Raw genomic sequence first — 19,583 nt, 5'->3', positions numbered from 1 at the left:
TTAAAGGGACGGTCCTCAAATCAGCGCGATCGCCCATTTTGAGAGGCGGTTGATATCGGACCGAACGGAGGATGGCATTGCCGAGGCGGGCCCGCGCTGTATGAGCGGGTCGAGGGTCTGGGCAGTAACGTTTCTGGCGAGACCTGTGATCTCCACGAGTTGCGCAAGCGTGGTCGGCGATCCGGTGGCCTGCAGCTTTTCGACCACAATCACGGTCATGGGGCAACCTGTTTGAGGCGATCGTGGTGAGCAGGGCAGGTTCAAGCTCCATCGAACGCTCCCTTGAATTCTGGGTCAGCGAAGGCGAAACCCGACCTCGAGCGGGCCATGGCAACGGTGCGTTCCGTAGGCTGCAATGTCTATGTCGATCCGGAGGGTGTCGCCTTTAAGGTCAAGGTCGCCTTAGTGGACAAGGGTATAGACGGTGAGGCTTTGGCGAGGTCGGTCGCTGAACGCCCGAAACGTTCGCGGAGCTGCGCGGCAAGGCTGGCTGTTCGGCGACAACAAGGAGCGCAAGGTCGCCCGCCATTACGCCAGGGCGCTCAGCCATCACGTCGCATCGGCCGGCCGTAGGTGGTGCCGGCGACTTGAAGCAGAGCGTCAGTCGGAGAGTTGGACGCGCGAGAAGCAGGATGTGATCGTGGTTCCCGGGGCGCGTCGCCGTTGCGCGCGCGCTGACAGGGGAAACTTGTTTTGACCTTAGATCGGCTGTCCCCGGTGTTCCTGTCGAGCACCAACCGCGAGGGTGCGGCTCGATTAGCGTCATGATCCGCTCGATAGACATCGGCCGAAGCAGACTCCTCCTTATCCGGCCGGTCGAGAACATCGGTCCGTTCGGCTGCCACTCAAGATCGCATAATCAATCGTGAGGGTACTAGCTTCGATTGTTGACGGTCCATTGCTGGATCATCCACTTGCGGCGGTGCTGGCGGAAAGGCTCAATCGGCGCAAGCGCGCCGTCACCGGCAGATGGGTGCTCTAATATCTCTGGCAACCTGCAATTTGTGTCATTGACCGAACCGATTGGTCGGCTGCCCACAAACACCTGCCCGCATCCCGAACACAGCTCCCTCGTACGGATTGTCGGCAAGGTGCGCGTCGGTCATCGTGAAGCGTGCTGAGGTAACGAACAGCGTTTCAAGTCCAGGCCCGCCAAAAGCACAGCTGGTTGGCCACGAACAGGGCAGATCGACAATGCGATCTATTATACCGCTCGGCGTGAAACGAACCACGCAACCGCCACCGGCGACGCGACAATTCCAGATGAAACCTTCCGCATCGACGCAAGATCCGTCTGGAAGACCACGACTGAAGCCAGAAAGGATCGTCCGCCGGTCATGAAGAGACCAGGATTTGTTATCCAAGGCGTAACTGTAGATCGTGTTGTCTTCGGTGTCGGCCGTAATGAGCCGATCGTCTTCAGTCCATATCAGTGTGTTGGTGATGCCAAAGTGGTCATCCGAAACCGAGCATAGCTCTCCGCCCGCATAACGATACAGCCTTCCCGTCTTTGCCGTTATCGCCTGCGGCGTGCCATCGAGACCGATATTGTCCTGCATGGTGCCAACCCAGAATGCGCCATCTGGCCCGACAACGCCTTCGTTCAGGCGATTTCGCGGAAGCTCCGATTCAACCTCTGCTATGGCGCGGAGTTGGCCGCCGAAGTCCCATAGCGCAATTGACTTCCTCAATCCGACAATGGCGCCTCCGTCCTTACGAAGGCCAATTGAAGTCACGAGATCATGGAAGTTCCACTTTTCGTGCTTGCCCGAGTTCGGGCGTAAGCGATGGATCGATTTCCCGACGATGTCGACCCAGCATAGCGCATGTTCTCGTTCGTCCCATACGGCACTTTCTCCGACGACGTTTTTCGCGGCGAGAACAACGTCAACCTCAACTCCCATGGAATTCCCCTTTTGGTCTTCGAATTCAATCTTGACATACAGCTTATGCGTAAACTATGAATCGGATCAAGTAAACCTGTCCGACAGGTTTTGGCATTTCGGGAGGCGATGTATGAATCTGCGGCCAGTTGAAGATGAGCAACATATAGCCGGCAGCCTGGTCGGCACCGCGATCGGCGCGATCACCCAGCACATCCGGACAAATGAACTCGGCCCCGGCGATCGGCTGCCGAGTGAGGCAACCTTATCGAAGGAACTCAGCGTATCTCGATCGGTGGTCCGCGAGGCGTTCAGGTCGCTCGCCACGATGCGCTTGATTGATCTCAGTGCGGGTAAGCGCGCCACCGTGGCGCAGCTCGATCACGGAGCAATGTCCTTGATGATCGAGCACGGCGTACACACTGCCCAGATCAACATCAATCAGGTCTACGACGTGCGCCGAACCATAGAGACCCGTACAGCGACGCTCGCCGCACTGAGGCGGACGGACGCGGAAGCGCGCACCATTCTCGGACTTGCGAAGGCAATGGAGGACAATTTTGTAGACGCGGAGAAAGTAATGGAGAGCGACCTCGCGTTTCATCTCGAGATCGCCCGCGCTTCAAAGAATCCGATCTTCTCGATGATTGTCGGCGCCTTCCAGGGCGTGTCGCGGCAGACTTGGCCGATCGGTTGGCGTAGCCGCGCCTCGGACGCAGAGCGGCACGCAATGAACGCAATCCATATCGAGTTGGCGCAAGCGATTGCTGCGGGCGATCCGCAAGCAGCCAGTCAGCTCATGGCCCGGCATTTCGACGAGAGCGTCAAGGCGCTTCTTGCCGCCGGCATCGCATAGGAAGCAGCCTTATGAAAATAACGAAACTGGAAACGGTCCGCGTCGCGGAGCGCCCGAACCTTCTCTGGCTCCTGGTCCATACGGATGAGGGGCTGACCGGGCTCGGGGAGACGTTCTTCGGCGCCGAGACCGTCGAAACCTATATTCATGAATATGTCGCGCCTCGGGTCATCGGCCGCGACCCCTTGCAGATCGACCTCCTCGCCGCCGATCTCGTGGGGTACCTCGGGTTTCGCTCCTCCGGAGCTGAAGTGCGAGGCAACTCGGCCTTTGACATCGCGCTGTGGGACATCTTCGGCAAGGCAACGAACCAGCCGATCGCCCAGTTGCTCGGCGGTTTCAGTCGCAAGGAAATCCGGACCTACAACACATGCGCGGGCACTGAGTACATCAAGAAGGCGACCGGCCAGACGACAGCGAACTATGATCTGTCCTCGTCGTCCGCGCGCAATTACGACGACCTCAATGGCTTCCTGAACAGCGCCGACGAACTTGCCCATTCCCTGCTTGAAGAGGGCATCACGGCGATGAAGATCTGGCCGTTCGATATCTCTGCGGAAAAGACGCGCGGCCAATATATCTCACTGCCCGATCTTAAGTCGGCGCTTAAGCCCTTCGAGAAGATCCGTTCGGCGGTCGGCGACCGGATGGATATCATGGTCGAGTTCCATTCGATGTGGCAGCTGTTGCCAGCAATGCAGATCGCCAAAGCACTCGCGCCATACCAAACATTCTGGCACGAGGATCCCATCAAAATGGACAGCCTCTCGAGCCTCAAGCGCTACGCGGCCGTCTCGCCGGCACCGATCTCAGCCTCGGAAACGTTGGGCTCGCGCTGGGCCTTTCGCGACCTTCTGGAAACCGACGCTGCCGGCGTGGTCATGCTCGACATCAGCTGGTGCGGCGGATTGTCGGAAGCACGCAAGATCGCCGCTATGGCGGAGGCATGGCACTTGCCCGTCGCGCCGCATGACTGCACTGGCCCGGTCGTCCTTTGCGCATCGACGCATCTGTCGCTAAACGCGCCCAATGCGCTGGTGCAGGAGAGCGTCCGCGCCTTCTACAAGACCTGGTACCGCGACCTCGTTACGGCGTTGCCCGAAGTCAAGAACGGCATGATCACGGTACCGCCAGGCGCCGGACTGGGCATGGAACTCAATCCGGACCTCGATAAGGCATTCACCGTATTTCGCCGCAGCTCGGATACGAACTGACACGGACCTTCAGCTGCAATCAAAATGAACCAAGGGAGGAGTAAGCATGAGAAGGTTTTTGACTGGGTGCGCTTTGAGCATAGCGCTTTTGGGCTCCACAGCGCTCGGGGCATCCGCGGAGCCGCTAAACATCGTCTTCACGCACCATTCGTCGGCGTCGAATACGTTTTGGCAGGCGGTGAAGAAGGGCTTTGACGACGCCTGCGAGAAGATCGCAGCCAACTGCCAGATGGTCTTTACGCAGAACGAAGGCTCCGTCGAGCAGCAGCTTTCAAACATGGAAGCGGCCCTAGCGCGCAAGCCTGATGCCCTTCTAACTTCGATCGTCGACGACAAGGCGTTCGACGACGTCATCGCCCGCGCCACGAAGGACAACGTCGTCGTGATCGGGGTCAACGTGGATGACAGTCAGGGCGCACAAGGAAACATGCGCGCTGCTTTTGTCGGCCAGGGATTCCGACCAGCCGGCCACTCGCTCGGTCAGGCCATGGCGCAGAATTTCCCGAAGGAGGGGCCGATTAAGGTGCTGGTCGGAGTTTCGGCTCCAGGCCAGAACTGGTCTGAGGCACGCGGGCAGGGCGTCATGGATTTCCTGGAGGAATACAAGGCCGCCAATCCCAACCGAGAGGTTTCTTGGGAGCGAATCGATAGCGGCACTGATCTTGCGATTACGGCCGATCGTGTTGGCGCCTATCTTAATGCCCACCCCGACACCACGGCCTATTTCGACACTGGCTTTTGGCATGCTGCGGTCGCACGGGTGCTGAAGGATCGCGGCGTCGAGCCGGGCAAGGTGCTGCTAGGCGGCTTCGACCTCGTGCCGGAAGTCGTCCAGCAGATGCAGACCGGCTACGTCCAGGTTCAGGTCGATCAGCAGCCGTACATGCAGGGCTTCATGCCAGTCATGCAAGTCTATCTCGCCGAGACTTTCGGACTTGCCCCGTCCGACATTGACACGGGGCAGGGCATTGTTCGCCCGGCCGATGCCGAGACGATCATGGAGTTCTCCGCCAAGGGGCTTCGCTAACGCACGTCCCCGGGGGGCCGGAGCGAAGAGACAAACTAGCCTGTTCAGGGCGTTAGAGTGTGCTTTGCGCGTTAAGTTGAACGCGCAGAGCGCCAAATTTGGCCGAGAGGGTACGGCGAGCACATCGCCGCCCTCTCGCACTGGAGCCGCATGCAATGAAACGTTTTTTGAAAATCTACATGGATAAGCCCGAACTGGCCGCGCTTATCCTTCTCCTGCTTCTCATGGGTATCTTCCAGAGCCAGTCTGAAGGCGTGTTCTTGAGTCTTGACAATTTGCGCGGCGTTTTGGGGATCCTGCCCGAGATGGCATTGGTCGCGATTGGTGTGACGGTTCTCATGATCTGCGGTGAATTCGACCTTTCAGTGGGAGCCGTATTCGCCCTGATGCCGATGTCGATGGCGGTGCTGATGGTTACAGGGATTTCGTTCCCACTGGCACTGATCGCCGGCCTTCTTGTGTGCGTCGCTATCGGTCTTTTGAACGGCTTTCTGACCATTCGCTTCGCAATACCAAGTTTCATCACCACGCTTGGCATGATGTTTGTCGCCAGATCCCTGACTGTCGTGATCTCCGGCGGATTTCCGCCGCTTCTACCGGCCGATCTCCCCACGTGGCTCTTCACTAGCTTCGTCGGGCCGGGCGAACTGGTGAGAATGTCATTCATCTGGTTTCTGGCCATCGCTGGTCTTGTGTCGTTGCTCCTTAGCCGTACAAACTTAGGCAACTGGATCCGAGCAACCGGCGGATTCCTGCCTGCGGCAGCGGCACTCGGCATCCCGACAGCGCGCGTCAAGATCGCCTGTTTCATTCTCTGCTCGGTACTGAGCGGATTTGCCGGATTGATCCAGGTGCTGCGCCTCGGTTCGCCCCTGCCGTCAATCGGCGAGGGAATGGAGCTTCAGGCCGTGGCGGCGGCGGTCATCGGCGGCACTGCACTGACCGGTGGGGTCGGCGCCGTTTTGGGCGGCATCGTGGGCGTTGCGCTGATCCGCGTGATCGACAATGGTCTCGTTCTCAGCCAGGTCGACGCCAACTGGTTCAAGTTCGCCATCGGCTCGTTGACCATCTTTGCGGTGGTCGCCAACTCTTGGCTGCGCAAGCGCGCAAAGTCCATCAAAGTGGAGGTCTGATCCATGAAGGATACCATCGTTTCCGTCAAAAACCTCCACAAGTGGTATTCGGGCGTGCATGCGCTGAAAGGCGTCTCGGTCGATTTCGCCCGCAACGAAGCAGTGGGCCTCATCGGTGATAACGGTGCCGGCAAATCCACACTGATCAATATCCTCTCCGGTGTGCAGAAGCAGGATGAGGGCGACATCTATATCGAATCCGAGAAAGTCGCGATCTGCAGCCCGCGCGATTCCATGCGTCTCGGCATCGAGACGATCTACCAGTACAACTCCATGGTTCCAACCATGTCGATTGCGCGGAATTTGTTCATCGGTCGAGAGCCGCTGAAATACTCGGTGTTTGGCATCGGCGTTATGGATCTACGAAAAATGCGCGAGGAAAGTGTCCGGGCGATCGCAGATGTCGATCTGCATCTCCGCTCGCCTGATGCGCTGGTTGGTGAGCTTTCCGGGGGGCAGCGGCAGGGTGTCGCCATCGCCCGAGCCATGCACTTTAAATCCAAGGTGATGATCCTCGATGAGCCGACTAACCATCTTTCGGTCAAGGAGACCAACAAGGTCATCGGTTTCGTTCGTTCGCTGAAGGAGCAGAACGTCACGGGGATCTTCATTAGCCACAATATGCATCATGTCTTTGACTGCTGTGACCGTGTGGTCGCGATGGCGCGTGGACAGATCGTGCTCGACAAGCGTGTCGCCGACACGTCGATTGACGAAGTGCAGTCGGTGCTTTGAAGGGAACGCAAATGGAGACGCTTCAAGGAAAAGTGGCACTCGTCACCGGAGGCCTCGGCACGCTCGGTCGGGCGCAGGCGAGGAAGCTCAACAAGGAAGGCGCGACCGTCGTTATACTCGATCGTCCCGAGCTGGAGGATGCGCAAACGCTGGCACGAAGCCTCGGCGAAAACGTGCGCTTTCTTGGTTGTGATCTGAACGATCTCGCCACATCGGAAAGGGTCATTCGGCAGGAGGCGGAGACCTCCGGTGGCATCGACATCCTGATCAACAACGCCGCGCTCATCATCAACAAGCCGTTTCAAGAATTCAGCCTGGAGGAGTACGAAGATCAGATCCGGGTCAACTCCTCAGCTGCCTTTGCTGCTGTCAGAGGCTGTGCGGATTTGATGACGCGCAAGGGGGCCGGCAAGATTGTCAACTTTGCTTCCATCACGCTCAATGGCCAATGGGAAGGCTACGTACCATATGTGGCGTCAAAAGGTGCGATGGTCGGTCTCACGAAGTCGCTGGCCCGTGAGCTTGGTCCCCATGGCATCAACGTCAATGCGGTTTCGCCAGGCGCGATTGTTTCCCAAGCGGAAGACCGGGTCTTTGCAGATAGGCTTCAGGAATACAACGATTGGATCCTGACGCGGCAATGCCTCAAAAAACGCATCCAGCCCGAGGATGTCGCCGAACTCGTTTTCTTCCTCGTCTCGCCGGCCTCGGACATGATTTCTGGGCAGATCTTCGCGATCGACGGCGGCTGGTAGATGGTGGCCGACCGGATTATCCTGGACAATGGCAACGCGCGCCTCGAACTCGTGCCGGCGCTCGGAGGGGGGATTGCGCGGCTTGATGTGCGACACCCGGACGGCGCGTTGCTTCCCGTGTTGAGGCCGTGGAACGGTCGGATGGAGGATGGACCCCTCGCACTCGGCTGCAATGTCCTTGTCCCGTTTTCCAATCGCATTTCCGGGGGCGGCTTCGAACATGATGGTGCGTTCCATCCTGTTCCTGCCAACTTTTGTGGCGAGCCATTGCCCATTCATGGGGACGGCTTTCAGCGGTGTTGGCGCACGCTTGCTCAGCGCTCAGAGTCCCTTGAAGTAGAATGTGACGGGGAGATCGGTCCATTCCGCTACCGGGCACGGCAAATCATCACGCTCGCCATGGGCAAACTGATCGTAGAGCTCGAAGTTGAAAACTTGTCGGGGCAAGCATTGCCGTTCGGCGTGGGGTTCCATCCGTGGTTTCCCAGAAATGTGGACACTCGGCTGCAATTTCGTGCCGCGGAGATATGGCTGGAGGACGAGCGTCATCTTCCCGCCGGGCGGCAAGAGATCGGTGACGCTTCAGACTGGAACTTCGATGGCGGGCGGATCTTGCCCGACGGCTGGATCAACAATGCCTTCGGCGAGTGGGGTGGAGAAGCCGTGATCACGCAAGGCGAGAGGGCCGTCTCTCTCAGGCTCTCCGCTTCGGATAACCTCGCATATGCGTTGGTCTTCTCGCCGGGGTCGAAGGCCGACTTCTTTTGTTTTGAGCCGGTCTCCCACCCCGTCGACGCGCATAATCTTGAGGGTCACCCCGGCCTTCAGGTGCTCGAACACCGTCAAAAACTGACTGCTTCAATGACGTTGGAATGGGATGAACGATATGGAACTCAGTAAGAACGGCACCTTCGTAGGTCGCGTTTGGCTGCCGCAAGAAGAGGGGCCGGCGCTGGTGGCTGTTAGGGCCGGCGTTCTCTTCGATATTACCTCGAAAGATGCGCCAACGATGCGCGATCTCGCCGAGATGGACGATGCAGTCGGGTTTGTTCGTGCCCAAGAGGGAAAAGCGATCTGCAATCTCGACGATGTTTTGTCCGGCAGGGCCGCTAACCCGAGCATACCCCGGCTGCTCGCCCCATGCGATCTTCACGCGATCAAGGCCTGCGGAGTGACCTTTGCACGCTCGATGCTCGAGCGGGTGATCGAGGAGCGCGCGGCAGGAAATCCCGACCTCGCCTCCAAAATCCGCGAACGCGTGACGGCGGTCGTCGGAGACAGCCTGCGCAATCTCAAGGCCGGTTCGCTGGAAGCGGCGAAGGTCAAGGAGGCACTGATCGAGGAGGGCGTCTGGTCTCAATATCTCGAAGTCGGAATTGGTCCCGACGCCGAAGTCTTCACAAAGGGACAGATCATGTCGGCGGTCGGCTATGGGGACGAGGTGGGGCTCCACCCGATCTCGAGATGGAACAACCCTGAACCGGAGGTGGTGCTGGTTGTCGACAGCCAGGGCCGGGTGAAGGGGGCGACGCTCGGCAACGATGTGAACCTGCGCGATGTCGAAGGGCGCTCGGCGCTGTTGCTCGGCAAAGCCAAGGACAACAACGCCTCCTGCGCACTCGGTCCGTTCATTCGACTGTTCGACGAAAGCTATTCGATCGATGACGTTCGCGACGCCGAACTCGATCTGAGGATTGAGGGCGAAGATGGCTATGTCCTGACCGGCCGCAGCTCGATGAAGGAGATCAGCCGCGATCCACTCGACCTAGTGGCACAGACCATCGGTCCCCATCACCAATATCCCGATGGCTTGATGTTGTTCATGGGCACGCTGTTCGCTCCAGTCGAAGATCGCGACGTCCCCGGTCAGGGCTTCACACACAAGATCGGCGATGTCGTGACGATTTCCAACGCCAAGCTCGGCGCTCTCGTCAACACGGTGAGGCTATCTACCGAGTGCCCTCCCTGGACCTTCGGCGCGTCCCATCTCATGCGCAACCTCGCCGCACGCCAGCTAATCTAGGAACCCCATTATGGCTTTGCACCAGAACCTGATTGCCGGCGAATGGGTTGGCGGTGATGGCGTTGCCAATATCAATCCGTCCGACACCAACGACGTGATCGGGGAATATGCGCGCGCCTCGGCCGAGGATGCGAAGGCGGCGATCGCCGCGGCCAAGGCTGCGTTTCCGGCCTGGTCGCGCTCCGGCATTCTCGAGCCTCATGCAATCCTTCGAAAGACCGCCGACGAGCACGCAGTCGGATGCGCGCCGAGTCCAACTTAACGCCGCTGCCAAACAAATTTGCCAGCACCACGTGTTTACCATTTACTTACGATAGAATTACGCGGAAAATTAGCGTCGTGGGAGGAAGGCATTCGGCCCTCACGATCAGCGCGCCCGAACGGCTTCTGCCCCTTTCAAGGGAGGACCAGTCATGAGGCGTATTTTGTTGCACGCGGCAGCATCGGTCGCGGCGCTCTCGCTTGGCGTCTCGTATGCATCCGCGCAATCAGGCAGTGTCGAGAAGGCGGTCGGCGGCTACAGTTTCGAGGAGGCCGCAAAAGAGGCGCCCGGTACCAAGGACTTTCATTCGGCCGACGGCCACCTCACCTTTGGTATCGTGACGCACACCGCCGGGAACGGTTTTTTCGATCCCGTCTATGTTGGCGCCACTGTGGCTGGCAACATGATCGGCGCCAAGATCCTGCTGCTTGGCTCGGAATCGCCGGTGGATGATCCGGCCCGCGAGATCGAAATCCTTAATCAGATCGTTCAGGATCCGACGATCGACGGTATCATCATGACGACACCGCAGGTCGGCGCCTACAACGACATCGTCAAGGCCGCCGAGGCAAAGGGAATTCCCGTCGCTACGACAAATTCCTTTGACGGGACGCTGCTCAATCGCAGTAGCATCAGTCATACCGGCCAGGACGCATCCGCGGCTGCGATCGGCGGCGAAGCACTTGCCAAATGCGTGCTCGACAGCGGCAAGACGAGCGGCTCGATCCTGCTGCCGTCCTCGACCGCGATGGGCAATATCGAAGTGAACAACCGGGTGACCTCGGCCTTTAATGCGATCGTCAAGACACTGAAGGACGCCGGAAAGCTTGAAAACTTCAAGGTGGACGCCGGGCCGGAGAATGTCGGCATCGACACGAACCCGAACGACCCCGTGAACGCGCTCGTGTCGCTCTTCGAGTCGCGTGGTGACGTCGTCGGGGCCTTCACCGCAAACAACGTCTTCACACCGCCACTCGTAAAGGCAGTCGCGCAAATGGGATGGACCGGTAAGTTCTGTGCCTTCGGCTTCGATCTGGGGCCGGCGCAGCAAGAGGGCATCACCGCGGGCAACCTAACGGGCTCGCTGGGACAACAGCCGTTTCTGCAAGGCTTCTGGCCGGTCATGCAGCTCTACCTGCAGATCGACCGCGGCATTTCGGCCGCCAATCTCGACACACGGGCCCAGCTGGTGACGAAGGAGACCGTCGCCAATGTCGGCAAGCGCTTCGAGAACTGATTTCGCACGAGCCGCCTGACATATACGGGCGGGAGGGCCGTTCCTGCCGCCTGCGCAAGTGCAAAGTTTTACCGGACAAACCCATGGCGCCTGTGGAGACGACATCGCTCGGCCGTGCGCCTCCGCAGCTCGCCGGCGGCTGGGAGGCCGGTCTCATACTGTTCCTAGTCCTGCTCTATGTCGGCGGCGTGTTCGCCAATCCGACCTTCTTCGCCTCGACGGACGCGCTTCACGCCCTGCTTCGCGATACCTCCCGCGTGGGGATCATCGCCGTGGGGATGACCTTCGTTATCGTCAACAAGGACCTCGATCTGTCGGTAGGGTCCACCTACGGCCTCGTCGCGGTGGCGTTCGCCCGGCTTTTTTCACCGAGCTTTCTCGATCTCGAAATCACGGCCTCAGTCATTCTTTGTCTGCTGCTGGGGACGGCGATCGGGTTACTCAACGGCGTGCTCGTGACCATCTTAAGGGCGCCGGCATTCATCGCGACTCTGACGATCCTTTTCATCGGCCGCGGTTTCGTGCTGGCGCTGACGCACGGCCAGGCGATCTATTATTCCGGCAAGGCGGATGAATTTCCGCTGTTCTTCCACCTCGGCGAAACCAATGTCCTCGGCTTCAACAACCAGATCATCGTCTTCGCCTGCGTTGTCGCGCTCGGAGCCGTTGTGCTTGCCAAAACCCGCTGGGGCTACGAGACACTCGCCACCGGTGGGAACGAACAGGCGGCAGTCTATGCCGGTATTCCCGCACGCTGGGTGCGCATCCGCGCCTACCTGATCTCGTCGCTCTGTGCGACCCTTGCGGCTCTCCTGTCGGCGGCACAGGATAAGGGCGTAACCCCCCTTTATGGTGTCAGCTGGGAACTCACCGTCATCGCATCCGTGGTCATCGGCGGCGCGTCGATCCTGGGCGGTCGCGGTCGCGTGATCGGCTCTTGCCTGGGAGCCGCGGTCGTCGTGCTGGTCGACAAGGTCTTGCGCGAAGGATGGCCAATCACGCGCATTGTCGTCATCGACGGCGAGAATATTGCGGTCAACGCCAGGTTCACCCTACCCGCGGGCGCGGTACTTGTTTTCCTCGGCCTCCTTCTCGTCATTGCGGTGCTGATAGAGCCCTATCTCATCCGCCGCCAAGTCGCGGGCCGCTTCTGGGCCTGGCTGCGCGGCCGCCCGCCGCCACCCGCCTATGAGATGGGCGGCGTGGCTCTCGAGGGCGTCCAGACCAAGGGAGCGATGGCGAGCGACCGGGAGCTGACGGCTACCGGGTTCGGCAAGTTTCTCGCACGCCGCGACGCGCTTGCCGTTATCCTGACAATCCTGTTGTGGCTGACGGGGCTCACCCTCAGGCCCGACTACTGGTGGAACCTCTCCAATACGTTCGCGATCCTGCTCAACTACACAGAACTTGCTCTCATCGCGGTCGGGCTCACCTATGTCATCGCAGCCGGCGATATCGATCTCTCCGTCGGGGCGGTACTTGCGCTTTCGGGCAGCACCGCGGCCTATTTTCTGAAGGTGCTGGGCGCCGACCCGATGACCGCCGTGGCGATGGGCCTGATTGTCGGAATGCTCGCCGGACTCGTCAACGCCACCGTCACAGTCGGTTTCAAGCTGCCGGCCTTCATCGCTACGCTGGGCATGTTCTACATCGCCCGCGGTCTTGCCGCCTGGTTCGTCGCCGGCCAGCAACTGACGGGCTGGCCCGAAGGCTACAACCTGCTCGGCCGCAAGGCGAACGACGTCCTCCTACATTTCGGCTTTTCGCTGCCGCCCGGCTTTCTTCGGACTGTCGCAGAAGTCGTCAGCGTGCAGACGATCTGGATGTTCTTTGTCGCCCTGGTGGCTGGCCTCGTGCTCGCTTACTCGCCGTTCGGACTGAAGGTCCTGTCCACCGGCGGCAACCTCCGCGCCTCGGCTTACGCGGGCATCAACACGAACCGCGTGCGTTTCCTCGCGCTCTTGTTGTCAGCGCTCTGCGCCTCCATGGCCGGGATCATCAACGTCGCCTACTTTCGCAGTTTCAACCCCGTCGCCGGCCAGTTCCGCGAACTGGACGCCATCGCCTCGGTCATCATCGGCGGCGGATCGATCTTCGGCGGTTACGGCACCATCATCGGCTCGCTTGCCGGCGCCGCGGCGATCACGCTCGTGCGGGCGCTGCTGCAATTGAACGTCCAGGGGTTCACCATGCCGCAGCACTGGATCAATGTCTTTATCGGCGTCATCCTTATCGTGGCCGTGCTCGTCGACATTTGGGTTCGCCAAGCCAATATCTTCGGACGCATGCGCTCCTTTTTGGCGCAACGCGGACAAAGATCGGAGACCAGTCATGGCCGCTGATACCCAAGGTACACCGATCGTGGAAATGCGGAGCATCGAAAAGGTGTTCGGTGCGGTCCAGGCGCTACGCTCGGTCGACTTGGTGCTCCATCCCGGCGAGATCCTCGGTCTCGTTGGCGACAATTCCGCCGGCAAATCAACGCTAATGAAAATCCTGACCGGCGCCTACCAGCGCGATGCTGGCGAGATATTCGTCGCCGGACACCCGGTGCATTTCAGGAGCCCGCATGAGAGCCGCGACGTCGGTATCGAGATGATCTACCAGGATTTCGCGTTGTGCGGGAACATGGACGTCGGGCAGAACATATTTCTGGGCCGCTGGCCGCTCAAGGGCCCGTTCGTCGATCGGCGGAAGATGTATGCGGAGGCCGACAAGGTGTTGAAACGGCTCAAGGTCGACGTCAACTCCGTCTACCAGAAGGTCGAAAGCCTGTCGGGCGGCCGCCAGCAATCGGTGGCGATTGCCCGCGCCATCTCGTTCGAGCCGCAGGTCGTAATCCTCGATGAGCCGACCGCCAATCTTTCGGTGATGGCGACCGAACGCCTGCTTGAAACGATGCTGGAATTGAAGAGACAGGGTGTAGCCCAGGTTATCATCTCTCATCGGCTGGTAGATATCTTTGCCGTCGGCGATCGCGTGATGGTGCTGAAGCGCGGCGAGTATGTCGGCGACCGCTATATCAAGCACACTGACGAACACGAGATTCTGGAGATCATTGTTTCCGGCACCCGCGAAAGGGCACTCACGGCGGAGCAGGCAGTGCGTTGACCGGGCATCGGCAAAATCCGCAGTACCGTCGGCATATTGGGCGATAACGACATCGGGTAGCCGATCCACGAGAGCGCGGTCGCGCCGGCTATCGCTCGATCTTCTCAGGAGGGAGGGAAGTTCAGGATTAGCCGCAAGGATAGCCGGGACCAGCGGAGTCACAATCTTCACGCCGAATACGATTGGCCATCATTGGCCTATGTTATCCGACGAGCCCGCGGGACGAGAAATCCGGCACTCGACACCTTGATCGTGCAGATTGAAAAAGAGATCAGCCGCCATGGAGGTCCAACGTTGGCGAGTTAATTCCCCAGAGGGACGACAGGGAAACGTGGGTCACGTCGCGAATTTAGGTTATTTCGGGACTGTCCGATCAGGATGGACGCCCCGAATTGAGACCTACCATCGCTCCTCGGCGGGAATTTGGTAGCGTGCGTCCGCCGTGGTCAGCATCAAATGCAAAAGCAGCGAACCGGTCGATGTGCTCGGGCGAAGGGGGAGGCCTCCGTTTGGTTTTGCGCGTTTAGGATCGCATACTATATCGACGGGAACTTACGACCTAGCACCCGCGATGAGGTGCAAGGCAGAGTTGCCCTGTGCCCGCTGCTACTGTTTGCTTGCGGCCGGATCGATCAACGCGATCAGGAGATTAACGCCGAGCAGGAAAGTCACGGCAGTTCGTCACGCAAGGCGTTGACGATTTCGAGGGCAACTGGCGGGGTATTCGGTCGTGACGTCAGAAGAGGAATTCCATTGCGCTCGTTACCGCTGCGGGGCCGGCGCAAAGAACGCCTTGCCAGCTCGGAAATGACCTCGCCAAGGCTCCGATGCTGCTGGGCTGCCATGGCCTTGGCTGCAATCAGGACATCGTCATCGATCGCAAGTGTCGTTCTCAAATCTGCCTCATCGCGCATCAGTCATCACACATCATATAGGGCAAGAGGTTGAATTTCCCAAGACTGATACAGAAGAGCGTCGCAGCCGTTCAGCCTGCCTCCCGCCGGAGGGCGGCCAGGATGACGTCGACTTGCGCCTCAACGTTGCGGCACACCGCCGCATAGATGAACGATAGGAGTCGCCGTGTCTTCTCCCAACGAATATCAAATGATTGATCCGATATCCGTTCAAGTGGTCCAGTACCGAACCGACTGCTCTGATATTGGATCAGTTCGTGTCGAGGCCGATCCACAGGCCGTTGAGAATGATGTCGCTGTGCTGGCGCGCAAGATTGCCTTACGGGCAATATCTGCTGCCGCTAATTCAATGTATAAAGCTGGTGAGCGGCGATATCCCGCCGCAGAGGTCACTTTGGCGGGCCCAATCTTCACGACGCCCCAACTGATCTTCGCTGGCACGGTCTCCGTCTCGGCGTATCGACATCCAATTTTTGCACGCCGGATCACAGTAGGAGCGCGCGTCCAAGTCCGAATATCTTTTGAAGAGTTTAAGACTTGGACGAGGCGCGCAATGCCGAAGCGGGATAGCGCAAGGTCGGATCGAACGGGTTGAGCTTGTTGCTGATCGCCTGCGCTTCCGATTTCAGCAGATCGGTGATCGTGCCGCTGCGCATTTCGGTCAGCCTCGATGCCAGGGTCCCGATGCTTAAGGAGGCGACGGCAATGCCGTTTCGATCGAGAACCGGAACGCCCAAGCCGGCCATGCCTTCAATCATCTCGAAATTCATCTGCGCAGCGCCGATGCGGCGCACCTCCTCGATCTTGATGCGCAGATCAACTTCATCGATCGCCGCACGATCCATGATGCGGGGCATGTTGAACTTGATGATGGCCTCGCGCTCCTCCTCCGGCAGGTAGGAGAGAATGGCGATGCTGCCCTGGCCGATGCCCAATGGCACCTTGCCGCCGATGTCGCCGGTAAACGAGCGGATGGGGAACGGCCCCTCGACGCGGTCGAGGCAAATTGCATCGAAGTTGCTGCGCACCAGCAGAAACACTGTGTCGTTGAAGGTCGCCGAAAGTCGCAGCAGTGATGGGCGGGCGATATCGAGGATGCCCTCGCGCCGCCTTGCCTGCGAGGCGATGGAAAAGAACTCCAGCGACAGACGGTAGGATTTGCTGTCCGGCATCTGCTCAACCATGTCCTCGGCGATAAGGGTCTTCAGCAGACGATGTGCCGACGGTTGGCTCAGATTCAACCTGCGCGCAAGGTCGATCAACCGCACACCTTCCACCGACTGCGCCGCCAGATCTTTCAGGATGTGGATTGCCTTCGAGAGGCTGGAGTTGCCAACGGCTTCGGATTCCGAAATCTGCGTCATAAATTTATAGATCCCCTATTAATATTCCGAATCATGGACTTTTTTCATAAAAAATTTCAACATAGAAAATTCGGTTTGTGTTTTTTGCCAAACTCCGGAAATTAACCGGCAAGCCCTTCTCAAGGTGGCGGATGGAAAACGTGGACGGACTGCCGTTCGTCCCGACCGGGAAAACTGTGCGGCCCGGTCGTGACGGCCGCAGTTGCTGACTTCGGCATCTGTCTGAGCGGGCCCAATGGATTTTGACGACGTGTCGTTGCCGCATGGATCGCTGACAAAAAAATCAGGGCAGGCGATCTCTTCAGGTAATGAATGACGGGAGAGCGAGCATGAGTTTCCTCAGCCTAAAACAGGTTTCCAGATTCTACGGATCGGTTGCCGCTGTTCACAATTTCGACCTTGGTGTGGAGAAGGGCGAGTTCATCTCGCTTCTGGGACCATCCGGTTGCGGCAAGACGACAACGCTGCAAATGATCGCGGGTCTCGTGCGTCCGTCCTCGGGCACGATCATGATGGGCGGCCGCGACATCACCTACATGCCGCCGCCGCAACGGCAGCTCGGCGTGGTCTTTCAAAGCTACGCGCTCTTCCCGCACATGACGGTTGCGCAAAATGTCAGCTTCGGCCTCGAGATGCGCAAGGTTGCGAAGGCCGAGCGCGAAACGCGCATCAAGGACATTCTTGCTCTCGTCCACCTCTCGGCGCTCGCCGATCGATATCCGCGCGAGATGTCCGGCGGCCAGCGCCAGCGTGTGGCGATCGCCCGTGCGCTGGTCATCAATCCGCCGGTTCTGCTGCTGGATGAGCCGCTGTCCAACCTCGATGCCCAGCTTCGCGAAGAAATGCAGTTCGAATTGCGTCGCATCCAACAGGCCGTCGGCATCACCACCATCATGGTTACGCACGACCAGGCCGAGGCGCTCTCCATTAGCGACCGCGTCGTGGTCATGGAGAAGGGCAAGATCACTCAGGTCGACACGCCCTACGAACTCTATGAACACCCGCGCAACGATTTCATTTCTTCCTTTGTCGGAAAGTCGAACTTCATGCCGGCGACTGCGGTCGCAAACGGTGCGGGCACCACAATCTCGATTGGTAGTACCGACATAACCTTCGAAACGGACGCCAAGACGGCAAGCAAGGATGTTTCCGTATTCATCCGCCCGGAAAAGCTGCGTCTGACGACACCATCCAACGGGCAGCTTCAGGGAACCGTGACCACCCGCTACTTCATGGGCAGCCAGTGGCTGGTCAGCGCTGCGACCCCGGCCGGCGTTCTGGCCGTCGCCGTTCCCAATCTTGGCGCACCGCCGCCGCTGGAAGGCGAAAATGTGGGCCTGTCCTGGCAGCATGGCGACTGTCGCGTTCTCGCTGCGGGAGCTGCCGAGTGATGGGCGCGGCGACCCCTGCGGCGGCGCCGCGCGCTTTCGCCCCGTTGTTCCTTTCGGCTCCGGCAACGCTGTTTTTCATTGGGCTTGTTCTGCTGCCACTGGCGCTAACGATCATCCTGTCGTTCAACAGCTACGACTATACCGCCGGCATTCAGAATGACTTCTCGCTCGCAAACTATCTGACCGTTCTGCAGGACGAGTATTACCTCTCGACCTTCTGGCGTACGCTGCGCCTGGCGCTGCTGACCACTGTGATCGCCGTGCTGATCGGTGTTCCGGAAGCCTACATCCTCTCCAACATGCGCAAGCCCTGGCGGTCGATCTTCCTGCTCGTCATCATCGGCCCGTTGCTAGTCTCGGTGGTCGTGCGCACCTTTGGCTGGAGCATGCTGCTAGGCAAGAACGGGCTGGTGAACGGCGCGCTTGCCGCCGTCGGCCTCGAGCCGGTGCAACTGCTCTACACCGAAGCGGCGATCGTCATCGGCCTCGTCCACATCATGCTGCCGTTCATGGTCATCCCGGTTTGGACGGTGCTTCAGAAGCTGGATCCGACCGTCGAGGCGGCGGCGCTCACGCTCGGCGCATCCCGCTTTACCGCCCTGCGCCGGATCGTCTTTCCGCAGGCCGCCCTTGGCATTCTCTCCGGCAGCCTGATCGTCTTCGCGCTGTCGGCGAGTTCCTTCGCCATCCCCGGCCTTCTCGGTGGGAGGCGGCTGAAGATGGCGGCGACGCTCGTCTACGACGAGTTCCTGATCGAACTCAATTGGCCGCTCGGCGCTACCATCGCCATCATCGTCCTCGTCGCCAACCTCGTGATCATGCTCGCCTATAACAGGCTCATCGAGCAGCAGGCCAAACGGAAGCTGGGTTGAAATCATGCAGAGAAACGGTCCTGTCGCGCTGGTCTTTCACAGCCTCATCGTCGTGTTCATGCTGGCTCCCATGGTCGTGGTGTGCCTCGTGGCCTTCACCCCTGAAAACACTTTGGCCATGCCATGGAACGGCCTGTCGCTGCGCTGGTTCGAGGCAGTCTTCCGCCACAACGACTTCATGTCGTCATTCGGCAACAGCATTCGATTGGCCCTCCTTTCGGCAACGATTTCGACACTGCTTGCTGTCCCGGCCGCCCTTGCCATCACGCGCTACGAGTTCCGCGGCCGTGATGTGCTGAACGCATTGTTCCTGTCGCCGCTGATCATCCCACATCTGGTTCTTGGCGTTGCCTTTCTCCGGTTGTTTTCGCTGATGAGCATGACCGGCTCCTTCACCTGGCTGGTGGCCACGCATGCAATCATCGTCACGCCCTATACGCTGAGGCTCATCCTCGCGTCGTTGACGAGCATGGATCGCAACGCCGAGAACGCGGCCCGCACCCTTGGAGCGGCCGAGTGGACGGTGTTCAAGCGCATCACCTTGCCGTTGCTGCTGCCGGGGATCAGCGGCGGCTGGCTGCTTGCCTTCATCAACAGCTTCGATGAACTGACGATGTCTATCTTCGTCACATCGCCTTCGACCGTGACCTTGCCGGTTCGCATGTACATGTATGCCAGCGAATCCATCGATCCGATGATGGCCGCGGTTTCCACGCTGATGATCGCGCTTGCGACCGTGACCATGATCGTCCTCGACCGGATGTTTGGGCTCGATCGTCTTCTTGTCGGCAAAGGCTGAGAACGGC

The 19,583-nt window shown here is 59.5% G+C and carries 18 protein-coding genes and 1 pseudogene; 15 read left to right on the top strand and 4 right to left on the bottom strand.

Going from position 1 to position 19,583, the window contains the following annotated elements; all coding sequences use genetic code 11:
* Positions 1-15 precede the first annotated feature (15 nt).
* On the bottom strand, positions 16-219 hold the full coding sequence (locus J3R84_RS36945; RefSeq protein ID WP_203528525.1) for a hypothetical protein: 204 nt from the start codon (positions 217-219) through the stop codon (positions 16-18).
* Between the two features lie 788 nt (positions 220-1,007).
* Complete coding sequence (locus J3R84_RS36940; protein WP_057216428.1) at positions 1,008-1,904, bottom strand: SMP-30/gluconolactonase/LRE family protein; 897 nt, start codon at positions 1,902-1,904, stop codon at positions 1,008-1,010.
* Between the two features lie 112 nt (positions 1,905-2,016).
* Between J3R84_RS36940 and J3R84_RS36935 the strand changes: the two genes are divergently transcribed.
* The 12 genes and pseudogenes from J3R84_RS36935 (at position 2,017) to J3R84_RS36880 (ending at position 14,236) form a co-directional block, all read left to right on the top strand.
* A complete protein-coding gene (locus J3R84_RS36935) occupies positions 2,017-2,739 on the top strand; it encodes a FadR/GntR family transcriptional regulator (protein WP_025430665.1) in 723 nt (240 codons plus the stop codon).
* An 11-nt stretch (positions 2,740-2,750) separates the two neighbouring features.
* Positions 2,751-3,953, top strand: coding sequence for a mandelate racemase/muconate lactonizing enzyme family protein (locus tag J3R84_RS36930; protein WP_057206708.1), 1,203 nt, complete (start codon positions 2,751-2,753; stop codon positions 3,951-3,953).
* A gap of 46 nt (positions 3,954-3,999) precedes the next feature.
* Positions 4,000-4,980: a sugar ABC transporter substrate-binding protein gene (locus J3R84_RS36925; RefSeq protein WP_203528524.1), complete on the top strand. Its 981-nt coding sequence runs from the start codon at positions 4,000-4,002 to the stop codon at positions 4,978-4,980.
* A 155-nt stretch (positions 4,981-5,135) separates the two neighbouring features.
* On the top strand, positions 5,136-6,113 hold the full coding sequence (locus J3R84_RS36920) for an ABC transporter permease (protein WP_057206712.1): 978 nt from the start codon (positions 5,136-5,138) through the stop codon (positions 6,111-6,113).
* A gap of 3 nt (positions 6,114-6,116) precedes the next feature.
* Positions 6,117-6,848, top strand: a complete 732-nt coding sequence (locus J3R84_RS36915) for an ATP-binding cassette domain-containing protein (protein ID WP_057206714.1) — start codon at positions 6,117-6,119, stop codon at positions 6,846-6,848.
* Between the two features lie 11 nt (positions 6,849-6,859).
* On the top strand, positions 6,860-7,603 hold the full coding sequence (locus tag J3R84_RS36910) for an SDR family oxidoreductase (RefSeq protein ID WP_057216431.1): 744 nt from the start codon (positions 6,860-6,862) through the stop codon (positions 7,601-7,603).
* Positions 7,604-8,503 (top strand): aldose 1-epimerase, encoded by a 900-nt coding sequence (locus tag J3R84_RS36905; protein WP_057206718.1) that lies wholly within the window; start codon positions 7,604-7,606, stop codon positions 8,501-8,503.
* Entirely contained in the window at positions 8,490-9,626 is a 1,137-nt protein-coding gene (locus J3R84_RS36900) for a fumarylacetoacetate hydrolase family protein (protein WP_156408048.1), read from the top strand. Before J3R84_RS36905 ends, J3R84_RS36900 begins: the two co-directional genes overlap by 14 nt.
* A 10-nt stretch (positions 9,627-9,636) precedes the next feature.
* A pseudogene (locus tag J3R84_RS36895) lies at positions 9,637-9,855 on the top strand (aldehyde dehydrogenase family protein); the annotation flags it as partial.
* Positions 9,856-10,039: 184 nt separating this feature from the next.
* Positions 10,040-11,125 carry a substrate-binding domain-containing protein gene (locus J3R84_RS36890; RefSeq protein WP_057206724.1) on the top strand — a complete coding sequence of 362 codons (1,086 nt, stop codon included), beginning with the start codon at positions 10,040-10,042 and terminating at the stop codon, positions 11,123-11,125.
* Positions 11,126-11,208: 83 nt separating this feature from the next.
* Positions 11,209-13,467, top strand: coding sequence for an ABC transporter permease (locus tag J3R84_RS36885; RefSeq protein ID WP_057206726.1), 2,259 nt, complete (start codon positions 11,209-11,211; stop codon positions 13,465-13,467).
* Positions 13,457-14,236, top strand: coding sequence for an ATP-binding cassette domain-containing protein (locus J3R84_RS36880; RefSeq protein WP_203528523.1), 780 nt, complete (start codon positions 13,457-13,459; stop codon positions 14,234-14,236). Before J3R84_RS36885 ends, J3R84_RS36880 begins: the two co-directional genes overlap by 11 nt.
* 668 nt (positions 14,237-14,904) lie before the next feature.
* Here the strand turns inward: J3R84_RS36880 and J3R84_RS36870 are convergent.
* Complete coding sequence (locus J3R84_RS36870; protein WP_156613047.1) at positions 14,905-15,132, bottom strand: CopG family transcriptional regulator; 228 nt, start codon at positions 15,130-15,132, stop codon at positions 14,905-14,907.
* Positions 15,133-15,680: 548 nt separating this feature from the next.
* Positions 15,681-16,514, bottom strand: a complete 834-nt coding sequence (locus J3R84_RS36865; protein WP_025430617.1) for an IclR family transcriptional regulator — start codon at positions 16,512-16,514, stop codon at positions 15,681-15,683.
* 329 nt (positions 16,515-16,843) lie between these two features.
* Here J3R84_RS36865 and J3R84_RS36860 point away from each other — a divergent pair, with 329 nt between their 5' ends.
* From J3R84_RS36860 to J3R84_RS36850, 3 genes are read left to right on the top strand one after another with little or no spacing between them, the layout of a single operon-like run.
* The gene (locus J3R84_RS36860; protein WP_057206734.1) at positions 16,844-17,905 is read left to right on the top strand and encodes an ABC transporter ATP-binding protein; all 1,062 of its coding nucleotides are present in this window, start codon (positions 16,844-16,846) and stop codon (positions 17,903-17,905) included.
* On the top strand, positions 17,905-18,777 hold the full coding sequence (locus J3R84_RS36855; RefSeq protein ID WP_057206736.1) for an ABC transporter permease: 873 nt from the start codon (positions 17,905-17,907) through the stop codon (positions 18,775-18,777). The genes J3R84_RS36860 and J3R84_RS36855 overlap by 1 nt, the downstream gene beginning before the upstream one ends.
* 4 nt (positions 18,778-18,781) lie before the next feature.
* The gene (locus J3R84_RS36850) at positions 18,782-19,576 is read left to right on the top strand and encodes an ABC transporter permease (protein ID WP_057216438.1); all 795 of its coding nucleotides are present in this window, start codon (positions 18,782-18,784) and stop codon (positions 19,574-19,576) included.
* The last annotated feature ends 7 nt before the right edge of the window (positions 19,577-19,583 follow it).

The organism is Ensifer canadensis (assembly GCF_017488845.2).
Taxonomy (GTDB): Bacteria; Pseudomonadota; Alphaproteobacteria; order Rhizobiales; family Rhizobiaceae; genus Ensifer; species Ensifer canadensis.
This window is presented reverse-complemented; position numbering and strand designations above follow the sequence as displayed.